Consider the following 1,604-nt stretch of genomic DNA (forward strand, 5'->3'; position numbering starts at 1 on the left):
CCCATATCCATCAAGCTAACTTGAAAGTGAAGGGAAATGTGCCAAAGTTTTGAGGCTAATCTAAAAATCTGCATACTTAAATAAGCATTGTTAATTGATTTTTTTAAAAGTACCATGCTTAAGCTGCTGAATCCTTGGCAGCCTTTCCAACAGTCCTTTCATAGGAGACTTTCAATATATCGAATACGGTCAGCTTCTTCTTCCGATGACTTTTCTTCCCGTTTTTCTCTATCTGGGAATAGACTCCTTTTAAGATTTTCAGTATGGAAGTCTTGCTGGAAATAATGGCTTCAAACAGCTTTGGAATAAACTCCATAGTGATGGATATGGACTTGTATTCGCTCGTTTCTTTTTTCTTTTTTCTTAAAAGATACTCCCTTGCCTGAAAGGCAATCGTCGAACTAATCAAAAGAGAGATTAATGTTCCGTATAAATGACATTCAAATCGTTCCAATTTCATCTTTTTCACTTTATGAATCTGGAAAAGGGACTTCCAGGTTTTAAACAGGATTTCGATTTGCCAGCGAAGGGAGTATATAAGGTGGATTTCTTCCTTCGGTACACTCTGCTGTGGTATATTTGAGATGAACATGTTCAATTTGTAGAGTTTTTTTGTGGGGTGTGATAATTTCACACCCTTCTTTTTTTCGGTTTTCTCTCTCTTTTTTTCCCTTTTCTTGATTTGGCCGGGAGTCAGTTTATAAAGGATTAACCGTGGAATATAATGTTTTTTCGCCGTTGCGTAAATATCTACAAGCTCCCTGTATTCCCCTTCCTCCATCTCATCCATTACCTCAGCTAAATCCAATTTGATATAATCCTCATCTTTTTTCGTAAATAGTGTAGTGGGTGGCTTTAGGCGAGTGAGATAGTAAGCGCCCTTCTGGGCGATCTGGTACAATTCTTCGACGTTGAAGTAGCCAAGGTCCCGTATGATTAAATCCCTTTTCTTTATTGTTTTAAGCAACGTAGGCCCATATTTTTGATCACTGCTCCTGCCATTCTGGACTTCGAGGTGAAGGAAGCTTCCTGTAAGCAATTCATATTCTAATTGTAATTTCACACCCGATTTAGATTTAGTACAGCCGAGATATTCATCTTCATACATAGTGGGAAGTTCAAAGCTGGAAGAGTCAAGGATTCGAATGCGGCTGAATCCCATGGCATCGAGATCTGGAATCTTATTTTTGAGGAATTGCCTGGTGAAGAGTTGGCGGAAAATTACTTTCATCATATCCACAGCGTTCTTATTAAATCTCTGATTCAATCCTTCGGTGCTAAGAGAGACTTTTCGCTCCGCTGTAAGGAGCGCGCATAGACGTGACAACGATTTGACTCCTGATCCTTCATTAAAGAACGAACATAATGATACAAAATCCAATGGCTCCAGCTTGCCTTTCCTCTGCTTAAATTTATGCGCCTTAGCCAGTTCTTCTAGAAAATCGGAAGAGAAGATGCGACCAAGTTCATCAGACAAGAGTTTAAATTCGTCTTTAAAGGTAAGTTTAACCATACAAAAAGCCCACCTTTCTAAGGATTTATAGAAAGAATAGGCCATTTACCAGAAATGTGGTATTTATTTGCTTAACTTGATGGATATGGGG

Annotated in this window: 1 protein-coding gene; it reads right to left on the reverse strand. The window is 38.7% G+C overall.

Annotation, left to right across the window (positions count from 1 at the left end; translation table 11 throughout):
• Positions 1 to 118: 118 nt before the first annotated feature.
• On the reverse strand, positions 119 to 1,513 hold the full coding sequence (locus ABU165_RS25090; protein ID WP_318061080.1) for an IS4 family transposase: 1,395 nt from the start codon (positions 1,511 to 1,513) through the stop codon (positions 119 to 121).
• Positions 1,514 to 1,604 lie beyond the last annotated feature (91 nt).

This window comes from Cytobacillus sp. T106, assembly GCF_040492155.1.
In the GTDB taxonomy this organism is placed as follows: Bacteria; Bacillota; Bacilli; order Bacillales; family Cytobacillaceae; genus Bacillus_AB; species Bacillus_AB infantis.